The following is a 26,831-nucleotide window of genomic DNA, read 5'->3' as shown; positions in this document are numbered from 1 at the left end:
TTTACACTGAGACTGTCTTTTTATATTTTTGTCACAACACCCATTTTCAGCCTAAGGATTCTAAGCACCCGCTATGAATAAGAGAAAGCCAAACGTTATTGCTGTTGACACTACAGAGAAGGAATCGACTCTGACTCTCCATGTTAGCGGAGACATCACCGATTTTAAGGGGCACTTCAAGCGCTTCCCTATTCTTCCGGGTGTTACTCAGATTGATTGGGCGCTCCACTATGCTGTGCAAGAAATGAGTGTCCCAGGTTTTTTTAAAGGCATGGAGGTCATCAAGTTCCAAGAGCCGATCCTACCTGACTCAACCATTCAGCTATCACTCAAGTGGGACGCCGACAAAAATAAACTGAGCTTCAGCTACACCTCGAACCACGGCGAACAGACCCACTCTTCAGGCAAAATGAAGCTGGGAGAGAAAAGTGAATAGCACTCCGAACGAGGCTGTTTCTCAACACGCAGCAAGCGAAAGCAACTACAAGGCTTGCTTCCTAATTCCGTGCTTTAACCACGGCGCAACCATGCCCTCGGTGGTCTCATCACTTCTTAATTTCGAGCTTCCGATCATTATTGTTGATGATGGGAGTGAACTCGAGACCAAACAGTTTTTGACTCCCCTTGCTGATAACTCAAATGTCACTCTGGTGACACTTAAGCACAACCAAGGAAAAGGCGGTGCAGTAAAAGCTGGCATTAAGAAAGCACAAGCACTTGGCTTTAGCCACGCTATTCAGATTGATGCTGACGGTCAACACGATCTAGAAGCCTTGCCCGCATTAATCCAAGCGTCTCAAGAGCGCCCACAACGCCTGATATCAGGCCAACCCGTCTATGACGAGAGTGTGCCTAAAGCTAGGCTTTACGGACGCTACGCAACACACATCTGGGTGTGGATAGAGACCCTATCTCTATCGATCAAAGACAGTATGTGTGGCTTTCGAGCCTATCCGATAAACCAAACTCAAGCGGTACTCAACAAATACGATGTGGGATCGAGAATGGACTTTGATATCGAGGTTCTGGTCCGTCTGTATTGGGAAGGCTGCGACATCGACTTTATTGAAACGCGCGTTATCTATCCTGAAAACGGCGTCTCTCATTTTGATGCACTGTGGGATAATGTAAAAATCAGCTGGATGCACACACGATTGTTCTTTGGCATGCTGCCAAGAGCACCCAAGCTGATAGCTCGTCATTTCAAATCCGATTCTACTAAAAGTGGTCAAACCCAAGATTTCTTGGCTGAATCAAACAACAACGCGTCAGAACAACCCCATTGGTCTCGCACTCAAGAACGCGGTACCGTACTTGGCATCAAGTTACTGCTGGCTGTTTACACCCTACTAGGTCGCAGTGTATTCAACCTGATCTTGCGTGGTGTGATGTGTTACTACCACTTAACGGGCAAACGCGCGCGAAATGCTTCTGAACAATATCTATTCCAATTAAAAGCGTACGCAGAGCAGCAGAATATAGCGTTACCCGCGGAGTTAACCAGCTATAACCACCTACTTTCTTTTGGTCATACCATGTTAGACAAGCTCGCAGCATGGAAAGGTGATTTCTCAGTCGATAACCTGACCATCCATGGCCAAGATCAGTTCGAAAGCATGGTGGCCAATAAGCAAGGTGTGCTAATCCTGGGATCTCACCTTGGCAATATTGAACTGTGTCGAGCTTTGGGTCGTAGGCACTCAAACATCAAAATCAACGCGCTGGTTTTTACAGAACACGCCGAACGTTTTAATTCCGTAATGAAAGCGGTTAACCCGCAGTCTGATTTGAACCTGATTCAGGTAACTTCGATGGGGCCGGATACGGCTATCTTGTTACAACAGAAGTTGGAGCAAGGCGAATGGATTGTGATTGTTGGCGATAGAACCTCCACCAGCAAAGAGAGTCGTTCAGTATGGGCTGAATTCTTGGGCAAACAAGCCCCCTTCCCTCAGGGGCCATTTATGTTAGCCTCAGTCCTCAAAGCCCCCGTATTTTTATTGTTTGGACTGCGTGACGACTCACAACCTAAGCCACATTTTAATGTCTATTTCGAGCATTTTAGCGACAAGATAGCGCTACCAAGAAACGTTCGCGAACAATCTTTACAACAAGTCGTGCAGCAATACGCAGACCGACTTCAACACTACACACTGAAAGCGCCGCTTCAGTGGTACAACTTTTATAACTTTTGGACATTGAGCAACCAGCACCATGACGAAAAAGAATCCAAATAGCATCACCTTTGGTGCAGAACGTCTCACTATTGAAGATGTTGTCGCTATCTCTCAAGGCGCAAAAGCCTCGATGAATACCTGCGACAAATTTACCTCTAAAATCGACCGCGGTGTCGCGTTTCTAGAGCGCTTACTAAAAGAAGAAGGCGTGATCTATGGGGTCACAACAGGCTATGGAGACTCATGTACTGTTGCCATTCCACCCAACCTTGTTGATGAATTACCACTGCATCTCACGCGCTTTCACGGTTGTGGTTTAGGTGAAATCCTGTCTCACGAACAAGCTCGAGCAGTACTTGCAACGCGACTTTGTTCATTATCACAAGGGGTATCCGGTGTTACTCACGATCTACTGAATCAAATCGTCACGCTAATCAATCAAGATATCTCTCCACGTATCCCTCAAGAAGGATCGGTGGGGGCCAGTGGCGACCTAACACCTTTATCTTATCTGGCAGCGGCCCTGATTGGTGAGCGCGATGTTATTTATAAAGGCGAAGTTCGCCCAACCAGTGACGTCTATAAAGAGCTCGGCATTCGCCCTATCAAGCTCAAGCCTAAAGAAGGCTTAGCACTGATGAACGGTACATCAGTGATGACCGCTCTCGCTTGTATCGCCTACAAACGTGCAGAATACCTAGCTCAACTGTCGACAAAAATCACGGCGATGGTGTCAGTGGGTATGCAGGGTAATGACTTCCACTTCGATGAAGCTCTATTCGCAGTGAAACCTCACCCTGGCCAACAACAAATTGCATCGTGGCTGCGCGACGACCTTCAAGCTGATCGCCCGCCACGTAATAGTGACCGTCTACAAGATCGTTACTCGCTACGTTGTGCTCCGCATGTGATCGGTGTTGTCCAAGACGCTCTACCTTGGCTACGTCAAATGATCGAGAATGAACTCAACAGTGCCAACGACAACCCAATCATCGACGGTGATAATGAGCGCATACTGCACGGTGGGCACTTCTATGGTGGGCATATTGCAATGGCAATGGACACGCTAAAAACAGCAGTCGCCAACCTTGCCGACCTACTTGACCGCCAAATGGCGCAGTTGATGGATTACAAGTTCAATAATGGTTTGCCATTCAACCTAACCGGTGCAGAAGGCGAACGCAAACCAATTAACCACGGCTTCAAAGCGGTACAGATTGGCGTGTCAGCTTGGACAGCTGAAGCATTGAAACACACTATGCCAGCAAGTGTGTTCTCTCGTTCAACTGAGTGTCACAACCAAGATAAAGTTAGCATGGGAACCATTGCCGCTCGTGATTGCTTACGTGTTCTTGAACTGACCGAGCAAGTTGCCGCTGCATCACTTCTGGCTGGTACACAAGCGCTTGAGCTTCGTAAACGCCAAAATGAGTTGGATGAGCGCCATATGAGTAAAAACCTAAAGCACATTCGCGACGAAGTATTGAAAGAGTTTGAGTTTATTGTCGAGGATCGTCCGCTTGAAGACGATCTACGCCACTTCATTGCTCGTATTCAAAGTCAGCATTGGCCACTTTACTCATAGCGTCGCTAACCTCATAAAGTAGCTAACTTCATAAAGTAGCCACCCTTTACGCAATATTGTTGAGAACGGTTTATGTCAGAGATCCTTCATCCATTACAATCTGAGGTGACTTTAGTCACCTCATTCCAAGATGCCGACCCTATGGGCGTGATCTATCATGGCAACTACTTTCGTTTTTTTGAAGAAGTCAGGAGCATCATGATGAATAAGATTAAGTACAACTATCATGAGATGAAGGATTCTGGCTACATGTGGCCGATCATCGATACACGTGTAAAATACATTAAGGCGATACCGTTTAATCATCAGATCAAGGTATCAGCTAAGTTGACCGAATGGGAAAACCGCTTGCGCGTTGACTACGAGATCCACGATGCAAACACAGGTGCGCGGATGACACGTGCTCACACCATACAGGTGGCGGTAACCATCGAAGAGCAAGAAATGCGCTTCGCTTCGCCAAAAGTGTTTACCAATAAAGTCGAGCACTGGCACCAGTTTGGTTGCTTGTCCCAACCGGCAGAGCATCAATCGCAGGTATCTCACACACAGCAGCAGGTGAAACATGAGTCTGTTTAAACATGGACGTAAGCAAATCAGCATTGCGCTACTAGGGCTTGCCTCAATAATGGCGAGTAACTTTGCCATCGCGACTGAAAATACAAGTGCCGTCGGTTCTCTTTCAGAACTGCAAACCGTACTCAGCGCAAACAGCATGGTTCGGGGTAGTTTTACTCAAACACGCAATATGGACATGTTCGCTCAGCCGCTGATATCACAAGGTTCATTCCTATTAGATAAATCGAACGGCTTGCTCTGGACACAAGTCACCCCCTTTCCTGTGAGCTTGGTGCTGACCAATAACAAACTGAGCCAAAAGTTTGCCGATCAACCCGCTAAAATCATCACAGATAAAGAAAACCCGATGGCATTTTATTTCAGCCATGTCTTCTTATCCGTGTTCCACGGTGATACCAAAAAGCTTCAAGAGCAATTTTCACTGTCATTTGAGCCAACAACTCAGCAAAGCTCTACTGCTAATGTAGATAACACGCTATGGAAACTGACCCTAACGCCTAAAAGTGCACCGATGAATGCCGTGTTCGAAGCCATCACACTACAAGGCAAGCATGATATCGAACGTATTGAGTTAAAAGAGATTCGTGGAGACAGCACGGTGATCGAATTTAGTCAGTTAAGCCATCAACCGGAAAGACTATCAGATGCTGAAGCGCAACAATTCCAACTCTAGCCTTGCCCTTGTTTGGCTTGTGGTTGTCATGCTATTTAGCGGATTATTGGTCAAACAGTTCGCTTTTTCTTCCTCAGTACCGATTGAAAGCAACATTATGAAATTGCTGCCAGAAAATCAGCAAGATCCGATGGTAGAGCAAGCCTTTCAACAGATTTCCAACTCAATGAGCGAGCAAGTGGTGTTTGTCTTGAGCAGTTCTGACATCAACAACACCATAGCGGCGACCAAAGCCTTTGAGAACTCGCTCAATCAAAATCCTTCTTCAGGAAAGCCTACGCTGTTTCAACATGTTCAAGGCAAGATCAACGCCAGCACACAAAGCCAATGGAGTCACTTCTATTTTCGTCACCGAGCTCAACTGTTAACCCAATCTCAACAAGAGACTCTCACTCACTCACCAGAGTCACGAGCTCAACATGTGATTCAGTCATTGTACAATCCATTTTCAGGCGTTACGGCAGCGGAGCTGACCCATGACCCATTTTTATTGTTTCGCGACTACATCAGTGCAGTTGGCACCCGTTCGAGCAACTTTGGGATTAAAGATGGCTACCTAACGGCGCAGTCAAAAGGCCAGTCACACATTCTGGTTACCGCAACGTTAGCAGGCTCTCCCTACAGCTTGGCCCTTCAAGAACAACTGCCCGCGCTCGACGATTTAGAGCGAGGCATCGAGAAGCAATTTAACGTCAAAATTCAACATACTGGTGTGGTTTTTTACGCCAATTATGGAACTCAAAGCGCGAAATCAGAAATCAGCACTATCGGCTTAGGTTCACTGGCTGGTGTTATTTTATTAGTGTGGTTAACGTTTCGTAGTGCCCTTCCACTGACTTTATCTTTGCTTTCAATCAGTACGGGGTTATTAGTCGCCTTGGTAAGCACCGTCGCTATCTTCGGCAAGATTCATCTGTTCAGCTTAGTGTTCGGAGCAAGCTTGATAGGCGTATCCATCGATTACTCTTTTCACTTTTTAACCGACCGTTTGGCGGCGGGTAATCAATGGCAAAGTGACAAAGGTCTAAAGCATATCTTCGTCGCCATCACATTGGGCCTACTCACCAGCTTAATCGGCTATTTAGGCTTGCTGGTTGCACCTTTTCCCGGCTTACAGCAACTGGCTTTATTTTCGTCGATTGGCCTTATCGCCGCTTACGCCAGTGTGGTGTGTTGGTACCCTATTTTAGCCGCGAAACCAAGCCAAGATCGCCCGCTTCCCTTTGCGACACTTTGGCTAACTTGGCTCAATTTATGGAGCCAACCTAAGTTCAGAATCGGCTTACCATTGGTCGTCACGATCTTAAGCGTGGCATCGCTCAGCCTCGTTCGCTACGACGATGACATTCGACAATTGCAGGCAATGCCTGAACACCTAAAACAACAAGAACAAGCCATCGCCGAACTCTCAGGCTTAGGCAATGCGCAAAATATGTTACTGATCACGGCCAAAAATAATCAGGCGTTACTCGAAAAATTAACCCTGATCAGTACTGAATTAGATGCGTTAGTCGATCGACAAGGCATCTCTGGGTATCGCAGCATCAATCAACACCTACCCAGCAAACAAGAGCAATACAATAACTATCAATTGGTTAAGCAACTTTATGCCAACCAAAGCACCCAATTACAAACAACACTGGGTTGGCCGAGCTTCCCCGAGCTACCAAAATATCAACCGATCACCCTGAATGAGTTTTTGGCATCTCCGGTGTCAGAGCCGGTTCGACCACTGTGGCTGACCCCGATCAATGGGCAAGCGGCATCCGTTATTTTAATTAAAGACGTCACAAACTCAGATCAATTCTCGCAATGGCTGAATTCAAGCTTCGCCCAGCAGCAAGGTGTTCGATTCCTCAACAAAGCCGATGAAATCTCATCCCTTTTTGCTGAGTACCGCGTCAAAATCACCGAGTTATTATTAATCGCATTTGCGGTCATTGGCATGGTTTTAGGTTGGCGTTACGGAGTTAAGCAAAGTCTGCTGATGCTTTTACCGTCATTGATTGCTGGAGTGGCAGGTTTAGCGGTGACCGGTATTTTAGGTTCGACACTGAACCTATTTAACTTGCTTGGTCTGATCCTGATTTTAGGGATTGGCATTGACTACACTCTGTTCTTTGCAGAGCAGAAGAAGTCATTAAGTACCTTATTAGCGATCACCTTATCTGGCCTCACAACGCTGCTTTCATTTGGCTTATTGTCACTGAGTCAGACTCACGCCATTCACAGTTTCGGTATTACCGTCCTGACGGGTATTTTTGTGGCATGGCTGCTTTCGCCACTCGCACTCAACACCAACCATGCCATAGAAAGGCAAACCTCTCGTGAGACTTCTCGATGATAAAGATACTGAAGATAACATTCGCCATGGTCGTAGGGCTTGTACTCAGTGCTTGTTCGATGACCTCTCAGCAACCAACGGGGGCAAGTGTGTTCATCAATGATGATATCCAATTAGCACTTCCGCAGCCGGATCAGCTCGGATACTCCCTCATCGCTAGCCAGCTCATCAGTGCTACGTGGCAAAACGATACACAACAGCTACCTGTTCAAGTTGAAATTACAGAAGGGAAAGTCGTTTTGGCTGGTTTTTCTTCTTGGGGAACTCGTATCCTGTCGCTGCAATATCAAAATCAACAAATTGATACTCAGATTTTATCTGGGCTTGGGGCGGCTTTGCCACAACCGGAACAGGTGCTATTTAATTTAATGTTGACCCTATGGCCCGCTGAAGCTTGGGCAAAACCATTGCAAAACATCGGTTGGCATTTAGTCGATACTCAGACAACAAGAACCGTGTTTGACGACAACCAACAAGCCATTATTCGAATTGATTATCAAGCAACCACTGGAGAACCCAAAGTATCGGGAGACATTATTTTCAAACACTTACTCCAAGGTTACACCATCACCATTCAAACGTTGAACTCAACGATTACTGACAACCCAAGTAAGAGCTGAACACTATGCCTATTTACATCCAAGACTGTGGTTTCCATTCAGCATTAGGCTCAAGCATCGCTGATATTCATGGTTGCCTCAAAAATGAGTGCAAATCCAACATGGTTAAAGTGGAGAATATGCTCAACGATGGTAAGCAAACTGTCGTGGGCAAAATATCAGAAAAACTGCCCCAAATACCATCAAACCAAGCTCAATACGCCTCTCGTAACAACCAGCTCGCACTATCGGCTCTCAATCAAATCAAAGATTCTATCGAGCAAGCGAAAACGCAATTTGGTGCGGATAGAATTGCTGTGGTTATTGGTACTAGCACATCAGGGATCTCCGATGGCGAAGCGGCTTTCAAAAACAAACTGACGCACAACACATTTCCTGAGGATTACCATTATTTTAAGCAAGAGTTGGGGAATACCTCGGAGTTCATCAGCCAACACTGTTCATTAACCGGCCCAAGTTACGTTATTTCAACGGCTTGCTCATCGAGTGGTCGGGCATTTCTTACCGCACAGCGCTTGTTAGATTCTGGGATGGTTGAGGCTGTCTTAGTGGGTGGGGTCGATACCTTATGTAAACTAACACTCAATGGTTTTCATGGTCTTGAAGCACTATCAACGACCGATTGTAAGCCTTTTAGCGCAACTAGGGACGGCATCAACATCGGTGAAGCCGCCGCATTTATGTTGCTCAGTAAAACAAAGCTGATGGGGGGGAGTTCTCCCCAAAACACAGCGAACATCGCTTTACTTGGATGCGGTGATAGCTCCGATGCACACCACATTTCAGCACCTCACCCTGAAGGAAACGGCGCCGAGCAAGCAATGAGAAAAGCATTAGATTCAGCGCAGTTACAAGCAGAAGACATTGGGTACATCAATGCCCATGGCACCGCAACGCCACTCAATGATTCTATGGAAAGCAAAGCCATTCATCGTATTTTTGCAAACAAGGTTCCCGTCAGCTCCACCAAGCCGCTTACCGGGCATACTCTTGGAGCCGCCAGTGCGATAGAAGCCGCCATTGCATGGCATATTTTAAAGTATGACTTACCGCTTCCCTTACAAAAATGTCAGGATAAAGCTGAAGATATTGAGATTGATTTGGTAAACTGTACCCAGAAACTTAAAGTAAAGAACATCTTAAGCAACTCGTTTGCTTTTGGTGGTAACAACATTAGCCTGATTTTTGGTGTCGTAAATGACTGATATCCCTTCTGTAGAGCAACTCCTCCCTCACGATGAACCGATGATATTAATCGATCGTGCAATCAGCGTAGAGCCGTTGTCGATCCACTGCCAAGTCGATATTGGTGCTCATAATCTGTTCTTTAATGCCGAATCACAAACGGTCCCAGCTTATGTTGGTATCGAGTTTATGGCACAGTCTGTTGCTGCGTGGTCTGGATACCATGCACTGAAAAATGACACCACTCCACCCATCGGTTTCTTACTCGGTTCTCGTCGCTACAAGTCACTGTGTGATGAATTTACTCAAGGTCAGACCCTTGATATCTATGCCGAGCAACTAATGGAAGACAATGGCATGGCCGTGTTCACTGCCAGAGTTGAAGACCAAGGTGAGCTAGTGGCTCAATGCCAACTCAACGTCTACGTACCAACCGAACAAAAATTACAAGAAATGAAAACTAGGAGCCCATCATGACTCGTCAGGTTTTAGTCACTGGTGCCAGCAAAGGCATTGGTAAAGCGATCGCTATTCAACTCGCGAACGACGGATTTGAAATCGCCGTTCATTACATGAGTGACAAGCAAGGTGCAGAAGAGACGCTGCAGTCGATCACCGAACTGGGTGGATCAGGTCGTCTTATCCAATTTGATATCAGCAACCGCAGCGAGTGTCGCGAAAAGCTTGAGTCTGATATCGCTGAACACGGCGCTTACTATGGTGTAGTGAACAACGCGGGCATTACTCGTGACACGGCATTTCCTGCGATGACTGAAGAAGAGTGGGACGGCGTGATTCACACCAACCTCGACAGCTTCTACAATGTGCTCCACCCGTGTGTGATGCCTATGGTTCAAAAACGCAAAGGCGGTCGTATTGTCACTCTAGCGTCGGTATCTGGCATCATGGGTAACCGCGGTCAAACTAACTATGCGGCGGCAAAAGCCGGTGTAATTGGCGCGACTAAGTCTTTGGCTTTAGAGCTCGCAAAACGCAAAATCACCGTTAACTGCGTGGCTCCTGGCTTAATCGATACCGGTATGGTTGACGAACACGTGAAAGATCATGCTCTTCCTCAAGTACCACTGCGCCGAATGGGCGAGTCAGAAGAAGTCGCAGGCCTAGTGAGCTACTTAATGTCTGATATTGCAGGTTACGTCACTCGCCAAGTCATATCCGTTAATGGAGGCTTAGTATGACCCGCCGCGTCGTTGTAACGGGCATGTCTGGTGTTACTGCCTTTGGTAATGACTGGCAGCAGATCGAGCCGAAACTAAAAGCCTGTGAAAACGCCACCCAATATATGCCAAACTTTGAGCAGTACGATGGTCTCAACACTAAGCTTGCCGCGCCAATTAATGACTTCCAGCTGCCAAAACACTATAAGCGTAAACAAGTGCGTGGCATGGGCCGTGTATCACGCCTAGCAACGGTTGCTACTGAGAATGCATTAGAGCAAGCCGGCTTAATTGGTCACGATGTGTTGACCAATGGTGAGACGGGTATCGCTTACGGTTCTTCAACCGGCAGTACCGACGCCATTGGTGCGTTTGGCGTGATGCTGAACGATAAGTCGACACGAGCGATCACAGCAACCACTTACGTTCAAATGATGCCACACACCGCTGCGGTAAACGTGGGTCTCTTCTTCGGTCTGCGCGGCCGCGTGATTCCCACCAGCAGTGCGTGTACTTCAGGAAGCCAGGCGATTGGTTATGCCTATGAAGCCATTAAGCACGGCTACCAAACCGTGATGGTGGCTGGTGGTGGTGAAGAGCTATGCCCAACTGAATCTGCCGTTTTCGATACCCTTTTTGCGACCAGTTTAAAAAACGACACACCAAAGAAGTCTCCAAGTCCATATGATCGTGATCGCGACGGCCTTGTTATTGGTGAGGGTGCAGGCACGCTGATACTTGAAGAGTATGAACATGCTGTCGCTCGTGGTGCAAAGATCTACGCAGAAATCATTGGTTTTGCTAGCAACTGCGATGCTGCTCATGTAACCCAACCGCAAATGGAAACCATGCAAATTTGTATGGAGAAAGCGCTGAAAGACGCACAGCTTCCAGCTGAGAAGATTGGCTATGTTTCTGCGCACGGCACGGCAACCGAAAAAGGCGATATTGCAGAGAGTAATGCGACGGCCAATATTTTCGGTGAAGTGCCGATCAGCTCATTGAAAAGCTACTTTGGTCATACGCTTGGCGCGTGTGGTGCCATTGAAGCTTGGTTAAGTTTAGAGATGATGCACAGCGGTTGGTTCAGTCCAACCTTAAACCTTGAGAACATCGATGAACAGTGTGGCAAGCTTGACTACATTACAGGCTTAGGCCGCGAATTGGATGTTAACTATCTGATGAGCAACAACTTTGCCTTTGGCGGCATCAACACTTCTATCATCTTCAAAAAAATCTAAACATTAGTAAGATAAAATTCGAGGCAAATAAAAAGGGTCAGCAACTAAGTTACTGACCCTTTTCTAAATCTAGCGATTGCTCAATTAAGCGTTAGCTTCACGCTCAGCGATGAACTCAAGAGCCATCTTGATGCGAGCGATTACCCGCTCTTTACCCACAAGCTCCATCACGGCATCAACAGAAGGAGACTGACCACCGCCAGTTACTGCTACGCGAAGTGGCATACCGATTTTACCCATACCGATCTCTAGCTCTTCACATACGGCAGCAATCACACCCTCTTTGATGTTTGCAGTAGTGAAATCTTCAAGCACTTCAACCTTCGCAAGAGCAAGCTCTAGTGGGCCTTTAGCCACGCCACGTAGATGCTTCTTCGCTGCGCCCGCTTCAAACTCAGAGAAGTCTTCGTAGAAGTAACGAGATTGCTCGGCAAGTTCGATAAGCGTATTACAACGCTCGCCAACGAGCTTGATCACTTCAGTGATCGCTGGGCCATTGGTTGTGTCGATCTTCTGTGCGTCTAGGTGCCATTGCAGGTATTTCGCAACGTACTCAGGCTCAGAAGTCTTGATGTAGTGGTTGTTCAACCAACGCAGCTTTTCCGTGTTGAATGCAGAAGCAGACTTGCTGATAGCATTCAGGCTGAAGAATTCAATCATCTCTTCTTGAGAGAAGATCTCTTGGTCACCGTGAGACCACCCTAAACGAACGAGGTAGTTGTTGAGTGCATTTGGTAGGTAACCTTCGTCGCGGTATTGCATTACCGATACAGCACCGTGACGCTTAGACAGTTTCGCACCGTCGTCACCAAGAATCATTGCACAGTGAGCGAAAGTTGGCACTGGCGCGCCTAGTGCTTCATAGATGTTGATTTGACGAGGTGTGTTGTTGATGTGGTCTTCACCACGAACAACGTGTGTAATACCCATATCCCAGTCATCCACTACCACTACGAAGTTGTATGTTGGTGCACCGTCTGTACGACGAATGATGAGGTCATCAAGTTGGCTGTTCGCAATTTCAATGCGACCACGGATTTGGTCATCAAAAACTACGCTGCCTTCTTTAGGGTTACGGAAACGGATAACGCACGCATCACCTTCTTTTGCTGCTTCGTTTGCTGCAACAATTTTAGGGTGATTCGCATCGTAACGAGCCATCTCTTTATTTGCTTCTTGCTCTGCTCGAATTTCATCAAGCAGTTCTTTAGACGCATAGCATTTGAATGCTTTGTCTTCAGCTAGTAGCTTATCAACCATTTCGTTGTAACGGTCAAAACGCTGAGATTGGTAGTAAGGACCTTCATCCCATTCCATACCCATCCATTGCATGCCTTCTAGAATTGCATCAACCGCTTCTTGAGAGTTACGCTCAAGGTCTGTGTCTTCGATACGCAGAACGAATTCACCGCCTTGGTTTTTAGCGAATAGCCAAGAGTAAAGTGCAGTACGTGCACCACCAACGTGAAGATAGCCAGTTGGGCTAGGAGCAAAACGAGTTTTAACCGTCATTTAAATACCTTGATTATGTAGGTGATTCTTTTAGTGCTCATCATTACAAAACCTGTAATCAACAAATATCACTAAATTTTGGGCGCTATTTTATCACCAACGTTTAAATCTACAATCAGTAGTGAATGATTAATGCGCTTATCTTGTACGAAAGCCTGTGTAGACAGGTCAAATTCTGCCTCGACCTACAAACCGACAACCGAAACCAGTCGATTATAGTCATGCTTTTCTTCCACTCTCGCCCATTCCACAAACTTAGCTCCCCCCTTCATAGACCACTAAGACAAAATTCTTGAATTTATGTTTGACCTTACCCTTACAGGAAGGTTTATGTTAGGCATAGATGAGAATTGGAGGTATCGATATGAACCATTACACAACCGCGCTCAACGGCCTAAATTGCATGGGTTGTGCGAAGAAAGTTCGCACATTGTTTGCCGATCTCGACAACACAACGATCAATGATATATCACCGACCTACATCGATATTTCGACTCCATTTAGTTACGCTCAACTCAGCGAGCAATTAACGACTCTGGGTTATAGCATGGGCAATAAGCTGCATTTTTCGCTCTCAGGTCTTAACTGTGGTAAGTGTGTCAACAAACTGACACAAGCTCTTGAGCAAACCGAACAAGCCTCAAACCTAGCCGTCAGCAAGCATGAATTATCGCTGGTGACCCTGCTTTCAGAATCAGAAGTGATTGAGGTAGTTGAAAGTGTTGGCTATCAGGCAACCTCCGACTCTGCCACGGATGAGCTTTTACCAAGTTCAGATTCAGAAGAAACGAAAAAACCGACGTCAGTAGAACCCAAAGCGGCTAAACCTGCCGCTAGCCAATATACCTATCACCTTGTGATTGAGGGAATGACGTGTGCGAGTTGTGTTTCTTCTGTAGAAAAAGCACTGAAAAAGAACGAGTTCGTTGACCAAGCTCAGATCAACCTGGCAGAACAAACCGCTTTGATTTTTACCTCAAAAACTCGAGACGTCATCGAAAACGCACTAATAGAGTCTGTGAAATCAGCCGGTTATGGTGCCGAGTTTGTTGATGACATGGCAACTCAACAACAAAAACAACAAGAGCAACAATTTCGCACCCAAAAAGCTTTCCTAAAAAATTCCGTTAGCGCGCTGGTTATCGGTGCTCCGTTAATGGCATGGGGCCTATTTGGCGGCAGCATGACCATTACTACATTTAACGAGCAACTGGCTTGGGGCTTGGTTGGTGTCGTTTGTTTCATACTGCTGGCTACCTCAGGTCGTAGTTTCTTCACTAATGCTTGGCAGTCTCTCATGCATAAACGCGCGACCATGGATACTTTGGTCGCCTTAGGTACTGGCGCAGCATGGTTCTATTCTATGCTGGTGGTACTGATTCCATCATGGTTTCCTGAAGCATCCCGTCATGTTTACTTTGAAGCCAGTGCGATGATTATCGGCCTTATCTCTTTAGGGCACTACATTGAAGCTAAGGCCAAAGCGCGGACCACAAAATCGTTACAAGCCCTGATCAACTTACAGCCTCAAAAAGCGGTGGTTATCGTCGATGGCAAAGATCAAACCATCGCCGTAGAAGCGATCCAAGTCGGCATGCAAGTTCGAGTAAAACCCGGAGAAAAAATACCGGTTGATGGTGTGGTGGTATCGGGGGAATCTTATATCGATGAATCGATGCTGACCGGTGAACCACTGCCCAACGTTAAATCAATTAATGATGGCGTTTCTGCTGGCACCATAAATGGTGATGGTAGCCTGATCATTGAGGCGACAGGGATTGGTTCAAGTACCATGCTGGCTCGAATCATTCAGATGGTACGCCAAGCACAAAGCAGTAAACCGGCGATTGCTAAGCTAGCCGATTCTATCTCAGCTGTTTTCGTTCCGGTTGTCGTCACAATCGCAGTCGTTGCCGCCTTAGTTTGGTTTTTTGTGGGGCCGCAACCAAGCGCCAGTTACATGTTAGTGGTATCAACCACCGTACTGATCATCGCTTGTCCTTGTGCATTAGGCCTAGCGACACCGCTTTCGATTACGGTTGGCGTGGGTAAAGCGGCTGAGTTTGGGGTTCTTATTAAAGATGCGGATGTATTACAGTCTGCCAGCAAGATTGATGCGGTTGTGTTTGACAAAACAGGCACGTTAACCCAAGGCAAACCAACCGTCCAACAAGCTTTTTACTCTAATCTAACGGAACAAGAATTACTGGCTTACGCTTACTCAGTAGAAGTAGGTTCTGAGCACCCACTCGCCAAAGCCGTTTGCCAATATGCAGAGAGTTTGGACATTTCAGCTCTCCCATACCGCCAATTTGAGAACCAACGAGGGCTTGGGGTTCAAGCAACGATTAACGGTAAGAACGTGCAAGTTGGCTCGCTTAAATACCTAGCCCAATTAGGCATTAATACCGACATTGGTGCCGATTTTATCGAGCTTTGCCGCTCGCAAGCATGGACTCCTATTTTCGTCGTGATTGACCAAAAACTGGAAGGCATATTGGGCATTTCAGACGCATTAAAAGTAGACAGCAAACAGGCGATAGCTCAACTGAAATCCGCTGGAATTCACACTGTACTGTTAACAGGCGACAACGACTCTGTAGCTCAAGCAATTGGTCATATCGTGGGTATAGACGAAGTTATCTCGGAAGTGCTTCCTGATCAGAAAGCGCAACACATTGTTCAGCTTCAGCAGCAATATAAGAGTGTCGCTATGGTCGGAGACGGCATTAACGACGCCCCCGCTCTTGCTCAAGCAGATATAGGTATCGCAATGGGCAGTGGCAGTGATGTCGCGATCGAAAGTGCACAAATGACACTCCTTAACTCATCGCCATTATCGGTCAGCAACGCGATCGAGCTATCCCAAGCGACGGTGAGAAATATGAAACAAAACCTGTTTGGAGCCTTCATTTACAACTCGCTCGGTATTCCCATCGCGGCCGGCGTGCTTTACCCATTTTTCGGCTTTATGCTCAGCCCTGTCGTGGCAGGTGCGGCAATGGCGATGTCGTCAATTACTGTTGTCAGCAATGCCAATCGGCTGAGATTGTTCAAACCCACTCATTCCAATATTACTAAACACCACATTCACGAGGTTAACCATGATTCGTAAACTTATGACGCTTACGGCACTCGCTGTCATTTCAGGCCAAGCTTTAGCTACCGATGTGATCAACCATAAATCACCAAACTGCGGCTGTTGTACACAATGGACTGAGCATATGAGAGATGCTGGTTTCAATGTCACAGAGAAACTCCATAATGACATGAACCCAATCAAACAAAAAATGGGGATACCGTCAGAACTCACCGCCTGCCACACAGCAGAGATCAACGGTTACGTATTTGAGGGTCATATTTCACCAGAAGACGTCAAAGCATTTTTAGATAACCCACCAAACAACGCGATTGGCTTAGCCGTTCCGGGTATGCCTATAGGATCATCAGGTATGGAGTATGGCGATAAGAAAGACGAGTACTCGGTGTATGCGTTTAATAAGCAAGGTCAGAAATTTGAATACCGCCACTACAACGGAAAGTAGAGCACAAAAGAACTGACACCAAGCAATATTAAAGAAGCCATAAAGATAGAGCCTAGAAAGAAAAACCAATACCGGATTTTCTTTCTAGGCTCTTTGTCTTGGGCAGTAAAGCAATTTTTTGCGGTACCAACCGGGCTGTTAGTACCGCTATGCTCCTCTCGCTAATTAGCTAAGACGTTATTGAACAAAAAAACGATTTAGCTAAGAAGCTCATTTGGCTAATCATCTTATCGACTAAGTAGCCAAGTGAATCGGCTTAGAAGCCGTAAGAAGCACCGAATACGAATGCGTTGTTTGCATTATCAGCTTGGTTACGGTACTCAAAGTAAGGTTGAACACCTTGGCGAGTCCATGTAGCACGAAGCTCGTGGTCCATTGTGTTGTCAGCATCACTAATAACGTATACGTTGTTGTAGCTTAGAGATAATTCATCATTTACTGCGTAAGCAATGCGGTTATCAAAACGAGTTTGGTCATCGGCTTTGCTGTCTTCCATTGCGTGGTAACGAGTACGGTTACTGATAGAAATACCGTTATCGAAGTTGTAACCAATCTTAACTAGTGGGCGGTACTGAACCGTTTCACCGTTATTCAGTAGGTGGTGGTAACCAATAGCAACCCATAGGTTATCGTTGACGTGGTACATTTGCTCAACACCTAAAGTGATGTATGGCGAGTTCCCGATGTTCTTATCCTGAAGAGCAGCATCATCGTATTTACCAAGTGAAATACCATCGAACTCAGTTAGTAGCGTTGTACCTGAATCAAACGTGTGACCGGCTTCTAGAGTAGAACTCACGTTTGGTTGGAAATCAGAGTGTAATTGAACGTTACCTGTAACGTAAGAAGAACCAGCAAAAGCACTAGAAGCGAAAGCAAGAGAAAGTGCACTTAGAGCGATAATTTTTTTCATAGTAAACTGCCTTAGTTTGATTTTTAGCGGCATATCTTCGGTATATCATACACCTTCACCGCTTGAGTAATTGATAGCCTTCCTGGCATGAAATCTATGTTGCTCGAATTAATTTGCGTTTCAAAATAAAAGTATAAGTAGAGTGATCTCTCTCACTATAAAAAAATAAAAAGTTATTTACACGTTAAAAAACAATCACTTAAAAACATAAAAAAATCATAAAAAGCTAAATGATAAAAATAACAGATCGAGATCACGTTATTTCATGCTAAAAAAACTGGATTAAGATGGTTCAGTCACACCGAATTTAGAGTTTTTTATGAGAGACTTATTTTTCAATGAGAATAATGAGAAGCGCGTCACTTTTGCGACGAAAGTCACTTTGTGTGCATTGTTGACGATATAAACAAAGACAGTGTCTAGGTATTTCAATTTAAAACAAACACCCAACATGACTGAGACGGAAAAAGCTCCCGCTTTTTATCTAAGTCAGATAAAAGCTAGAGAGCTTTTCTATTAATGTTACTTATTGATTATTTAACCGAAGTCACTCGACTGACTTTCTGGCCACTTTCAGAGATGGAGCGGATGTACGTTTCACCAGAAACCAATGGACGTTGCTGCTCATCATAAGTCAGCCAATGTTCACCATCCGTTGAGTATTGAAGCTCTACACCAGGGAATTGAACGTTCATTGCAAGCTTGCCATCAACCACTTTTGCACCCGGAACTGGCAGTCGGTAATCGATACCCGCCTTTTCAAGCTTAGCCAGCTCACGTTGGCCAACAATATTCGCGAAACGATTAAAGTCACTGTTTAGAGCCTGCTTATTCACTAAGTCAGTATCTTGAGAGTACTCAACCCCCACTTTGTAGTCGTTTTCCCAATCCGCTCGGTGCCATGCTCGCTCAGCTGCAGCAAGAACGCGTGGGAATACCATGTATTCATACTGCTCATCGGTACGTACGGTTTCAGACCAAAGTTGCGCTGATAAACCGTAGAAAGGTTTCGCTTCAATCTCACCTTTACCAGAGAAACCATTGCCATCGCGGTCTAATGACGTTTCTGCGTTTTGTGGCATGTTCTCTGGAGCAAAGCCAAACATCTTACGAGTGTCGGTTGCACGCGTTGCCCAGTAGTAACCACGTTCTGCTGCGTCTACTTCGTATGGCATATCCATGTATACGTAATCTGGGTTAGAAACAATGACGTCATAACCTTTCGCAGACCAGTCGTAAACGGATGAAGTTCCGCCCCAGTAAAGAACATCCCAGAAGTTAACGCGCGTACTTTCTGTTGCAAACGCTTCTTCACCTTCACTGTATTTCAGGCCATCTTGCCACGCTTGGAAGTGTGGAATGCCCTTCTCTGCCACAATTTTAGACACCTCTTCTGCAAAGTGGCTTGGCAGGTGACCGAAATCGCTGACTGTACCGTCAACAATTAATTTCTGACATTGTGGAGACTGTTGGAACGGCTTATCTTGCTTAGATAAATCAATGTTACCTTTCCATGCCACTTTGTCTTCTGCATTAATATCTTGTAAGCCAGCGCCTAACTTAATGTTTTTCGCTTCATCGCCACCAAAGTGCCAAGTCGTTAGCGGAACACCCGCTTCTTGGTGCATTGCTGCCACTTCAGAGATCACTTTATCAACAAAGTGAGTCGACGATTCCATACATGGGTTAATGAAGCTTTGCTTATCGTAGAACTGAACCGTGGTCACGTTCGATGTATCTTGTGGATCCATCAGACGGTATTCGTTCGCTTCCGCTTCTTTCCCTTCCGCCATTAGGCGAGTGTAACGTGCTTCCATTGATACCACAGCAGAACGAGCGTGTGCTGGCATATCAATCTCTGGGATAACTTCGATGCTGCGCGCTTTTGCGTAGCTTAAGATCTCGACGTAATCCGCTTTACTAAAGAAACCAGAGCCGAAGTTGTCTGTTGTTGGACCTGAACCTAGCTGAGGCAGTAAACAGCTTTGCTCTTCCAAATCGAAACAACGATTAGACCCCACATCCGTTAGCTCTGGTAAACCTGGGATTTCTAAACGCCAACCTTCATCATCCGTTAAGTGAAGGTGCAGTTTGTTCATCTTGTAGGCTGCCATTTGATCCAGCGTCGCTAGGATGGCATCTTTTGAGTGGAAGTTTCGAGCAACATCCACCATCACACCACGGTAGTCAAAGCGTGGCGCATCTTGGATCGACAGTTGTGGTAATGATTCAGCGTTCTGACTGTCTATTAGGCCAAAAATAGACTGAACTGCGTAGAAAGCGCCTGTTTTATCAAACGCTTTAATTGCAATCCCCTCTTCCGAGATGCTGAGTTCATAAGCGCCAGATTTCGCTAAATCACCCGTAAACTGAGTAGGAACAACAGCAACACTCACAGGTAGGTCGCCACTCACATCTACGTTTACCACATCTGCACGTTCTTCAATTGCTGCGAATTGCTCAGCATCGAATGCGTCTTTAGGTAGAGCAATACCACCAGCAATGCTGACTGAACCTTCACCGGCTTCTACCGACATTGGCGTTGGTAGTAAAGTGGTGGATACGTCTTGCGTTGCTAGATCCGCATTCTTTTCGAAACGCGTAACAGCCGTCGCCATGACGTTGTTGTCATCCGGTGTACGCTTAAGGTTGTTGCCTTCTAAACCGGTTACAAACGACGCGACATCTTCCGTGTTCAATGAAGCGATCATCTTAGGTTCGGCGTTTGGCGCTGTTACAAATGCGCCAGGCATAAAGTCGGTTTCAAACAGTTGCCAGTACTCGCTAGTTAGTGGAAGAATCACTTCTTCACCCGCCGCAAAGCCGTCAAATTTTTCTGTTGGTTCTAGCTTGTGTAAGTCACCGGTTACACGAGTGATTTTAAACTGTTCATTATCAACATCTAAGATAAGACGAATGCTGTGGAAGTAGATGGCCCAATCTTTTGAGTCAATCGCTTCACCATCATTAGTTAGCGTCATGTTAACTTTATTGCATGACGCCCACTCTGCGCCTAAGTCCTGACAAGCCATGCCTTCGTTTGCACCGTGGTTGGTCAAGATTTCGTATTGCACATCCAGGTTATCAGCCAGTGTATTCACCACCTTTTGTTCTGGCGCTTGTGTCACCGCACAACCCGCCAAACCCGCCAATACCGCGACCGATAGTAAGTTTCTCTTCAACATCGTATTCACCCATAAATTTAAAAATCGAGTAAGAAGCAAAGTGGAGCGCTTCAAAAGTTAAATAAACTATATGGGCTTATTTTTTGCCGTGAATTAAATTAAGTAAATACAGTGATCGGCTTCAAATCCCAAAAACAGTGATAAAATTAATCAAATAAAAATCAGATAGTTATGCCAAACGACACTTACGTCAGTTTTATTTTGACGTAAAAATTGAGAATTGAATCACACTCTTTTTAAAGGATTGAATAAAATAGAGCCGTTAATAGAGAGAAAGGTTTAAGCGCTTGCTTAGGTTGTTATACTTTTCGTACAAACAACGTGACATCGTCCTCAAAAAAAACCGTTAAAAAACGCCGTCAATTTTCTTTTAACGAGTTTATATTCCCTAAGGAGTTTTATTTGCGCGCATTTTTGTCCCTTATGTTACTCACTCTCGCTTGTTCAGCACAGCAAGCGGTCGCTGAGCCTCTTTATTGGCAGGCAAAAAAAGAGGGGGTAACTCTCACTATTTTGGGTTCGGTGCACGTTGGGGACGAGAGTATGTACCCACTTCCTTTAGCAATCACCGACGCACTAAAAAACAGTGATGGGTTAGTGATCGAAACGGACATCAGAAAGTCTGATGGCATCGTGTATCCCCACAATAAACTCACGACTGCCGATGTACTCAATACAGAACAGCTGCAATTATTAACCGACATATCAAAATCACTCGGTATGCCGACGCAACAACTGCTCATCTCACCGCCTTGGGCAACTTCTCTTTCGATACAAATGCAACAGTTAAAGAACCTGGGGTATGGTTCTGCCGACGGTGTTGATGCCTCGCTAGTCCACAAAGCGACCACCCAAGATATTCCGCTGATCAGTTTAGAGCCTCTTCAATTCCAAATCGATCTGATGACAAAACAAAAGGATGACGGTAAGGAGTGGTTAGTCAGCAGCCTCAATGAGTTTGACCAAGCTGATCGTGTGGCTCATTGCCTAATTGAAAGTTGGAAAGCCGGTGATTTAGTCAACCTGTCAGACTTCGCAGAGTTGTCTGAGATGTCACCAGAACTGGAGAAAGCATTCTTAACTGATCGCAATATAGACTGGGCAAACAAACTATCGGCCAATGATTGGAAACTCACCCCAAAAGGAAGCTACTTGGTCGTGGTTGGCGCCTTGCATCTAATTGGAGAAGGCAACCTTTTGCAGCGATTAGAAGAGAAAGGGTTCAATGTTACTCAACAGTCACAAAGCCAACCAGCGCAATGCCAATTTTCCGATCGTAAGTAAGCCGTACACAGAAAAAACAAAGCGTTGAGAGACTAGATACCCTGCGATGAGATCTCGCAACGCAAAGAGAAGAAACGAAAAAGGCTCCTCATTTCTGAGGAGCCTTTTTCTTAATGTGGTCGGTGAAGAGGGATTCGAACCCCCGACCCTCTGGTCCCAAACCAGATGCGCTACCAAGCTGCGCTATTCACCGAGACATCTAACAAGCTAATTGCCTGTCGATGAAGCGTATAATACGGATTCTAAATTTATCCGCAAGCGCTTTTTCCACTCTTTTTTACAATCATTATCCGTTAGAACAAAAGACGTACAAGATAGAGGCCAATATGCCGAAAAACCGACCGCCATCAATAAATGCCATCTCTTTCTGAAAAGCGTCCTCACGCTTTACACCAGAATAGACTTCTCTCACCACTTCTGTTTTTTCATTTTTAAACCCAATACCAACTTAGGTATACTTAACCAATCCTTCTCCAACTTGAGATAAACACTATGTCTCATGATAACGACTTAGATCTATTCCAAGAAATGATGGGCGATGTCAAACGTATCGACCATGACACCGCTGAGCATCAAAAAGTGCATCGAGTAACCGAGTCTCAACTGGCAAAGCGTGAAGCGGCGATGTGGCTGTCAGAGGATGAAAAAGATTACCTCTCTCTCGACTACGCCCCGATGTTGAAACCTGAAGACGTTATTGAGTATAAAAAAGACGGCGTTCAAGAAGGCGTGTATAAAAAGCTGCGCTTAGGTAAGTACCCCATTCAAGCCAAGCTCGATCTCCATCGGAAAACATTAAAAGATGCGCGTAACGAAGTGCTTTCATTTTTACGCCAGTGTCTAAGAATGGATGTTCGCACCGTCATCATTGTTCATGGTAAGGGTGAACGTTCGAACCCACCAGCCATGATGAAAAGCTATGTGGCCAATTGGTTGTCGCAAATTAATGATGTTCAATGTGTTCACTCAGCACAACCCTTTCATGGTGGCACTGGTGCTGTTTATGTCATGCTTAGAAAAAGTAATGACAAAAAACTAGAAAATAGAGAGCGTCACCAAAAGCGAACTCGCTAAACCAGCAAAAACTGAGTAAAAAAGAGGCCATCTTCTTCGAGCATTCTGTTCAGCATATTGATCTGTTAAGCATATTAAACAGCGAAATAGATATTTAGTGCCGAAGCCCACACTAAATGTTAAAATTGCGCCAGTTAACCAATTAAAACGCAAAAGCAACTGTCCATAGTTGCTTTTTGCTTATCTATATTTCCGTTGTGAAACGCTAAGAGAATATCATGTCACAAGAATCCCAAGCTAAACGCCTTAATAAATACATCAGTGAAACTGGTTTTTGTTCACGTCGTGAAGCCGATAAACTGATCGATGCAGGGCGAGTCACTATTAATGGTAAGATCCCTGAGATGGGGACGAAAGTCTTGCCTGGTGATGATGTTGAGATCGACAATAAACCGGTACGTTCAAAAGAGAAGCCGATCTATATTGCCCTCAATAAACCGACGGGCATTACCTGTACAACTGAGCGTGATATTCCTGGCAACATCGTCGACTTCATCGGCCACCACAAACGCATCTTCCCGATTGGTCGCCTAGATAAGCCCTCTGACGGCCTTATCTTCTTGACCAATGACGGCGACATCGTAAACAAAATCCTACGTGCCGGTAATAACCACGAGAAAGAATATGTGGTACGTGTCGATAAGCCGATTACAACGGAGTTCTTGAAGCAAATGGGCGCTGGTGTGCCTATTCTTGATACGGTTACTTTACCCTGTAAAGTAGAGAAAGAGACCAAGTTTTCGTTCCGAATCACATTAACGCAAGGCCTTAACCGCCAAATTCGCCGTATGTGTGAGGCATTGGGTTACGAAGTCTTTAAGTTGCGCCGCGTTCGTATTATGAACATCTCACTAGACGGCATTCCTAACGGGAAATGGCGCTATCTAAGCGACGCAGAGATCACTGAGATCTTGGCGATGTGTGAAGGCTCAGTCAGTACTGAGGATGCGTCAAAAGTGAACGCAAAAGGTCAACGTATTCGTAAAGCGACTGACGCGAAGCTGTTTGACAGCCGTGAAGAGAACCAAACTTCAACAGCGCGCCGCAATCAAAACGAGAACCGCACGCGCACTTACCGCGGTAACAATGCGGATGAATTCCGTCACGCGCCAAACTCGAAGCGTGGCCGTAATTCGTCGAATAATGAAACGGGTGGCAACACCGAAAACTGGAAATCGAACTCTCGTTCAGAGCGTCCAAATTCAGACAAAAACCGTTCAGATCGCAATCGCAACCATAGCAGCAGTAAGTCAGATTCAAACAGACAAAACAAACCGGCACCCAAGCGTGTTGGCGGTACTTTAGGCCTGAAGAAGTAGTCACCATTCATCCTCAATGTGCAAACACATTTCAGGATTGACACTCGATATAGAAACGCCCACTCGGTTAGCCTAGTGGGCGTTTCTATTTGTCATTCGATAATCTTATCGCCATAACGACGGCAATCTACAAACATAGATCTGCAAACTGGCCGCGAGTCAGCAGTGCTAAGTCTTGTGGGGCTAATTCAATTTCTAGTCCTCGCTTCCCTGCACTCACACATATCGTTTCAAAACTGGTGGCCGTCGAGTGAACAAAGGTCGGTAAGGCTTTCTTCTGACCAAGTGGGCTGATTCCCCCCACCACATAACCCGTGGTTTTCTGTGCAATATCAGGATTCGCCATCTCTGCTTTTTTACCTTTCGCCGCTTTTGCTGCAAGCTTGAGGTTTAGCTTTTGATCGACTGGAATAACGGCCACTGCTAAATCTTTAGCAACACCGTTCAAACAAAATAAAAGTGTTTTGAATACACGTTGAGGATCCTGCCCCAACGCTTCAACCGCTTCTAAGCCATAATTGGTATTATTCGCATCGTGATGATACTGATGCACGGTATGAGGAATTTTCTTTTTCTTGGCAAGATTGATTGCTGGGGTCATAACAAGTCCAAACGATAGATAAACAAAAAGCGACGCCTTAGCGTCGCTTTAGTTAAATTTATCATGGTGCTAGAGTCAATCTACTTTCACACCTATTGATTCAGTTATTTGTAAACAATTTGACCTGAAGGTGCAAATTTATTCACGTCAACAGGGCTGTTCTTTTCTAGGTACTCTTTTAGTACTTCAGCATCCACAAAACCGGTATTCACGTAACCTGGGTTATCCGTTAGTTTAGGATAGCCGTCACCACCTGCCGCGTTGAAACTTGGCACTGTGAAACGGTATGTTTCATCTAAACGAAGCTGCTTACCACCGATGAATACATTCGATACTTTACCGTTTGCGACGGTCATTGAAATGCCAGCAAACTGCGCATAAGCACCAGAGTCGACAGGTTTCGTCGCAACAACATTTAGGTAATCCAGCACGTCTTTACCAGTCATGTCTGTGTAAGTCACGATGTTTGCAAAAGGTTGAACCTTCAGCACATCTTTGTAAGTGACATTGCCAGCTTCGATTGAGTCACGCACACCACCCGAGTTCATCACTGCGAAGTCTGCTTTTGCTCTTTCCATATGAGCGGTTGCGATCAAACGACCTAGATTAGTCTGTTGGAAACGAACGACATCACGATCACCTTCAAGCTTACCGTTTGTTTCTGCAATTTTAACATCTAGCTGTGCTTTACCTTGCTCTTGGAAAGGGCGCAAGAAATTAAGCATCTCTGGGTCTTGCTCGATTTTATCTTGAATCAGCACACGTTCTTTCTTGCCATCAACATTAATGGTTTTCTTAAGGTTAACAGGGACTAGATTGTAGCTCACCATTTTCAACTCACCGTTGCGGAATTCGTAATCAGCACGACCTACATACTTACCCCATTCGTGAGCTTGAACGATATAAGTACCGTTTTGAATATCAGGTTTACATTCATCACCCGGCTTGAAGTTTTTATTTACAACGTTCGGGCCTTCCATACAGACAGGCTCTTGGGAATGACCGCCCACGATCATATCTAGATCGCCTTCATTTAGGTAACGTGCCAGTGCTACATCACCCGGAGCGTTGATGCCACGTTGACCATTTTCGTAGTGACCCATGTGAGTCACAGCAAAAATCAAATCTGGTTTCTCAGTCTCTTTAAGTTCTGCGATCAATTTCTTCGCTTCTTCTTTCGGGTCACGGAAATCGATACCGGCAATAAACTCAGGGTTACCAATTTTTGCTGTATCTTCCGTTGTTAGACCGATAATCGCAATTTTAATACCTTGCTTTTCTAGTATCTCGTAAGCTTGGAACTTACGTTTGCCTGTCGCTTTATCGTAAATGTTTGCCGACAATACCGGGAAGTTAGCCCAGTCAATCTGTTTTTTAAGTACGTCTGGTGCGTTATCAAACTCGTGGTTACCTAATGCCATCGCATCGTAACCAATTTTATTCATCCCTTTAAAATCCGGTTCAGCATCCAGCAGATCTGATTCTGGTACACCCGTGTTAATGTCACCACCAGATAAAAGCAATACGCTACCGCCTTCAGCTTTAACTTCTGCACGAATTTGATCAACAAGCGTTTTACGTGCAGACATGCCGTACTCGCCATATTTGTTCTGCCAGAAACGACCATGATTGTCATTTGTGTGCAGGATAGTAAGCTTGTAAGTTTGGTCTTGCTTCCAATCATGAGTTGATTGAGATGCACACCCAGCAAGTGTCGCTAGGATTGCAGCACTGAGTGCTGTCTTTAGAATAAGGCGTTGCTTCATTGTCATACCTTTGAACTTTTTAGGGGAATCCACTGCTTTTTTATGACCTA

At 45.5% G+C, this 26,831-nt stretch carries 20 protein-coding genes, 1 tRNA gene and 1 pseudogene; 16 read left to right on the top strand and 6 right to left on the bottom strand.

What is annotated here, in order from left to right; all coding sequences use genetic code 11:
- Positions 1-73: 73 nt before the first annotated feature.
- The 11 genes from OCU36_RS03935 (at position 74) to OCU36_RS03885 (ending at position 11,582) form a co-directional block, all read left to right on the top strand.
- Positions 74-436 carry an ApeI family dehydratase gene (locus OCU36_RS03935; protein ID WP_261839121.1) on the top strand — a complete coding sequence of 121 codons (363 nt, stop codon included), beginning with the start codon at positions 74-76 and terminating at the stop codon, positions 434-436.
- Entirely contained in the window at positions 429-2,237 is a 1,809-nt protein-coding gene (locus OCU36_RS03930) for a glycosyltransferase family 2 protein (RefSeq protein ID WP_261839120.1), read from the top strand. Before OCU36_RS03935 ends, OCU36_RS03930 begins: the two co-directional genes overlap by 8 nt.
- Positions 2,215-3,762 carry an HAL/PAL/TAL family ammonia-lyase gene (locus OCU36_RS03925; RefSeq protein WP_261839119.1) on the top strand — a complete coding sequence of 516 codons (1,548 nt, stop codon included), beginning with the start codon at positions 2,215-2,217 and terminating at the stop codon, positions 3,760-3,762. The genes OCU36_RS03930 and OCU36_RS03925 overlap by 23 nt, the downstream gene beginning before the upstream one ends.
- 72 nt (positions 3,763-3,834) lie before the next feature.
- Positions 3,835-4,341, top strand: a complete 507-nt coding sequence (locus OCU36_RS03920) for an acyl-CoA thioesterase (protein WP_261839118.1) — start codon at positions 3,835-3,837, stop codon at positions 4,339-4,341.
- A complete protein-coding gene (locus OCU36_RS03915) occupies positions 4,328-5,014 on the top strand; it encodes a LolA family protein (RefSeq protein WP_261839117.1) in 687 nt (228 codons plus the stop codon). Before OCU36_RS03920 ends, OCU36_RS03915 begins: the two co-directional genes overlap by 14 nt.
- Positions 4,986-7,358, top strand: coding sequence for an MMPL family transporter (locus OCU36_RS03910; RefSeq protein ID WP_261839116.1), 2,373 nt, complete (start codon positions 4,986-4,988; stop codon positions 7,356-7,358). Before OCU36_RS03915 ends, OCU36_RS03910 begins: the two co-directional genes overlap by 29 nt.
- Positions 7,355-7,978, top strand: coding sequence for a DUF3261 domain-containing protein (locus OCU36_RS03905; protein ID WP_261839115.1), 624 nt, complete (start codon positions 7,355-7,357; stop codon positions 7,976-7,978). Before OCU36_RS03910 ends, OCU36_RS03905 begins: the two co-directional genes overlap by 4 nt.
- 5 nt (positions 7,979-7,983) lie before the next feature.
- A complete protein-coding gene (locus OCU36_RS03900) occupies positions 7,984-9,183 on the top strand; it encodes a beta-ketoacyl-[acyl-carrier-protein] synthase family protein (protein ID WP_261839114.1) in 1,200 nt (399 codons plus the stop codon).
- Positions 9,176-9,640 carry a hotdog family protein gene (locus tag OCU36_RS03895; RefSeq protein WP_261839113.1) on the top strand — a complete coding sequence of 155 codons (465 nt, stop codon included), beginning with the start codon at positions 9,176-9,178 and terminating at the stop codon, positions 9,638-9,640. The genes OCU36_RS03900 and OCU36_RS03895 overlap by 8 nt, the downstream gene beginning before the upstream one ends.
- The gene (locus tag OCU36_RS03890; protein WP_261839112.1) at positions 9,637-10,362 is read left to right on the top strand and encodes a 3-ketoacyl-ACP reductase FabG2; all 726 of its coding nucleotides are present in this window, start codon (positions 9,637-9,639) and stop codon (positions 10,360-10,362) included. Before OCU36_RS03895 ends, OCU36_RS03890 begins: the two co-directional genes overlap by 4 nt.
- Entirely contained in the window at positions 10,359-11,582 is a 1,224-nt protein-coding gene (locus tag OCU36_RS03885; protein WP_261839111.1) for a beta-ketoacyl-ACP synthase, read from the top strand. Before OCU36_RS03890 ends, OCU36_RS03885 begins: the two co-directional genes overlap by 4 nt.
- Before the next feature lie 84 nt (positions 11,583-11,666).
- On the opposite strand, the gene gltX is transcribed toward OCU36_RS03885, so the two are convergent.
- A complete protein-coding gene (gene gltX / locus OCU36_RS03880; RefSeq protein WP_261839110.1) occupies positions 11,667-13,094 on the bottom strand; it encodes a glutamate--tRNA ligase in 1,428 nt (475 codons plus the stop codon).
- A 330-nt stretch (positions 13,095-13,424) separates the two neighbouring features.
- On the opposite strand from gltX, the pseudogene OCU36_RS03875 reads away from it, so the two are divergent.
- Both OCU36_RS03875 and OCU36_RS03870 read left to right on the top strand, forming a co-directional pair.
- Positions 13,425-16,209: pseudogene (locus OCU36_RS03875) on the top strand (heavy metal translocating P-type ATPase).
- Positions 16,199-16,639 (top strand): DUF411 domain-containing protein, encoded by a 441-nt coding sequence (locus OCU36_RS03870; protein ID WP_261839108.1) that lies wholly within the window; start codon positions 16,199-16,201, stop codon positions 16,637-16,639. Before OCU36_RS03875 ends, OCU36_RS03870 begins: the two are co-directional and overlap by 11 nt.
- A 256-nt stretch (positions 16,640-16,895) precedes the next feature.
- Here OCU36_RS03870 and OCU36_RS03865 read toward each other — a convergent pair whose 3' ends face one another.
- Both OCU36_RS03865 and OCU36_RS03860 read right to left on the bottom strand, forming a co-directional pair.
- The gene (locus OCU36_RS03865) at positions 16,896-17,552 is read right to left on the bottom strand and encodes an oligogalacturonate-specific porin KdgM family protein (RefSeq protein WP_261839107.1); all 657 of its coding nucleotides are present in this window, start codon (positions 17,550-17,552) and stop codon (positions 16,896-16,898) included.
- Between the two features lie 533 nt (positions 17,553-18,085).
- Positions 18,086-20,737 carry a beta-N-acetylhexosaminidase gene (locus OCU36_RS03860; protein WP_261839106.1) on the bottom strand — a complete coding sequence of 884 codons (2,652 nt, stop codon included), beginning with the start codon at positions 20,735-20,737 and terminating at the stop codon, positions 18,086-18,088.
- Positions 20,738-21,139: 402 nt separating this feature from the next.
- Between OCU36_RS03860 and OCU36_RS03855 the strand changes: the two genes are divergently transcribed.
- Positions 21,140-22,021 (top strand): TraB/GumN family protein, encoded by an 882-nt coding sequence (locus OCU36_RS03855; protein WP_261839105.1) that lies wholly within the window; start codon positions 21,140-21,142, stop codon positions 22,019-22,021.
- Between the two features lie 116 nt (positions 22,022-22,137).
- On the opposite strand, the gene OCU36_RS03850 is transcribed toward OCU36_RS03855, so the two are convergent.
- Positions 22,138-22,214 (bottom strand) — tRNA-Pro (locus OCU36_RS03850).
- 299 nt (positions 22,215-22,513) lie between these two features.
- Here OCU36_RS03850 and smrA point away from each other — a divergent pair.
- Positions 22,514-23,095: a DNA endonuclease SmrA gene (smrA, locus tag OCU36_RS03845; RefSeq protein ID WP_261839104.1), complete on the top strand. Its 582-nt coding sequence runs from the start codon at positions 22,514-22,516 to the stop codon at positions 23,093-23,095.
- 218 nt (positions 23,096-23,313) lie between these two features.
- On the top strand, positions 23,314-24,414 hold the full coding sequence (gene rluF / locus OCU36_RS03840; protein ID WP_261839103.1) for a 23S rRNA pseudouridine(2604) synthase RluF: 1,101 nt from the start codon (positions 23,314-23,316) through the stop codon (positions 24,412-24,414).
- A 127-nt stretch (positions 24,415-24,541) separates the two neighbouring features.
- Here the strand turns inward: rluF and ybaK are convergent, their stop codons facing one another.
- The gene (gene ybaK / locus OCU36_RS03835; RefSeq protein WP_261839102.1) at positions 24,542-25,015 is read right to left on the bottom strand and encodes a Cys-tRNA(Pro) deacylase; all 474 of its coding nucleotides are present in this window, start codon (positions 25,013-25,015) and stop codon (positions 24,542-24,544) included.
- Positions 25,016-25,119: 104 nt separating this feature from the next.
- Entirely contained in the window at positions 25,120-26,781 is a 1,662-nt protein-coding gene (gene ushA, locus OCU36_RS03830) for a bifunctional UDP-sugar hydrolase/5'-nucleotidase UshA (protein WP_261839101.1), read from the bottom strand.
- Between the last annotated feature and the right edge of the window lie 50 nt (positions 26,782-26,831).

The organism is Vibrio artabrorum (assembly GCF_024347295.1).
Classification (GTDB): domain Bacteria; phylum Pseudomonadota; class Gammaproteobacteria; order Enterobacterales; family Vibrionaceae; genus Vibrio; species Vibrio artabrorum.
The sequence above is the reverse complement of the archived record's forward strand: the minus strand, read 5'-3'. Positions and strand labels throughout refer to the sequence as shown.

Excerpts from the sequence above, each read along its gene's own strand:
- OCU36_RS03870 (WP_261839108.1), top strand. The coding sequence starts at position 16,199 with ATGATTCGTAAACTTATGACGCTTACGGCACTCGCTGTCATTTCAGGC.
- OCU36_RS03885 (WP_261839111.1), top strand. The coding sequence starts at position 10,359 with ATGACCCGCCGCGTCGTTGTAACGGGCATGTCTGGTGTTACTGCCTTT.
- ushA (WP_261839101.1), bottom strand. The coding sequence starts at position 26,781 with ATGAAGCAACGCCTTATTCTAAAGACAGCACTCAGTGCTGCAATCCTA.
- OCU36_RS03920 (WP_261839118.1), top strand. The coding sequence starts at position 3,835 with ATGTCAGAGATCCTTCATCCATTACAATCTGAGGTGACTTTAGTCACC.
- rluF (WP_261839103.1), top strand. The coding sequence starts at position 23,314 with ATGTCACAAGAATCCCAAGCTAAACGCCTTAATAAATACATCAGTGAA.
- OCU36_RS03890 (WP_261839112.1), top strand. The coding sequence starts at position 9,637 with ATGACTCGTCAGGTTTTAGTCACTGGTGCCAGCAAAGGCATTGGTAAA.
- OCU36_RS03860 (WP_261839106.1), bottom strand. The coding sequence starts at position 20,737 with ATGTTGAAGAGAAACTTACTATCGGTCGCGGTATTGGCGGGTTTGGCG.
- OCU36_RS03925 (WP_261839119.1), top strand. The coding sequence starts at position 2,215 with ATGACGAAAAAGAATCCAAATAGCATCACCTTTGGTGCAGAACGTCTC.
- OCU36_RS03905 (WP_261839115.1), top strand. The coding sequence starts at position 7,355 with ATGATAAAGATACTGAAGATAACATTCGCCATGGTCGTAGGGCTTGTA.
- smrA (WP_261839104.1), top strand. The coding sequence starts at position 22,514 with ATGTCTCATGATAACGACTTAGATCTATTCCAAGAAATGATGGGCGAT.
- ybaK (WP_261839102.1), bottom strand. The coding sequence starts at position 25,015 with ATGACCCCAGCAATCAATCTTGCCAAGAAAAAGAAAATTCCTCATACC.
- OCU36_RS03895 (WP_261839113.1), top strand. The coding sequence starts at position 9,176 with ATGACTGATATCCCTTCTGTAGAGCAACTCCTCCCTCACGATGAACCG.
- OCU36_RS03910 (WP_261839116.1), top strand. The coding sequence starts at position 4,986 with ATGCTGAAGCGCAACAATTCCAACTCTAGCCTTGCCCTTGTTTGGCTT.
- OCU36_RS03915 (WP_261839117.1), top strand. The coding sequence starts at position 4,328 with ATGAGTCTGTTTAAACATGGACGTAAGCAAATCAGCATTGCGCTACTA.
- OCU36_RS03900 (WP_261839114.1), top strand. The coding sequence starts at position 7,984 with ATGCCTATTTACATCCAAGACTGTGGTTTCCATTCAGCATTAGGCTCA.
- gltX (WP_261839110.1), bottom strand. The coding sequence starts at position 13,094 with ATGACGGTTAAAACTCGTTTTGCTCCTAGCCCAACTGGCTATCTTCAC.
- OCU36_RS03865 (WP_261839107.1), bottom strand. The coding sequence starts at position 17,552 with ATGAAAAAAATTATCGCTCTAAGTGCACTTTCTCTTGCTTTCGCTTCT.
- OCU36_RS03935 (WP_261839121.1), top strand. The coding sequence starts at position 74 with ATGAATAAGAGAAAGCCAAACGTTATTGCTGTTGACACTACAGAGAAG.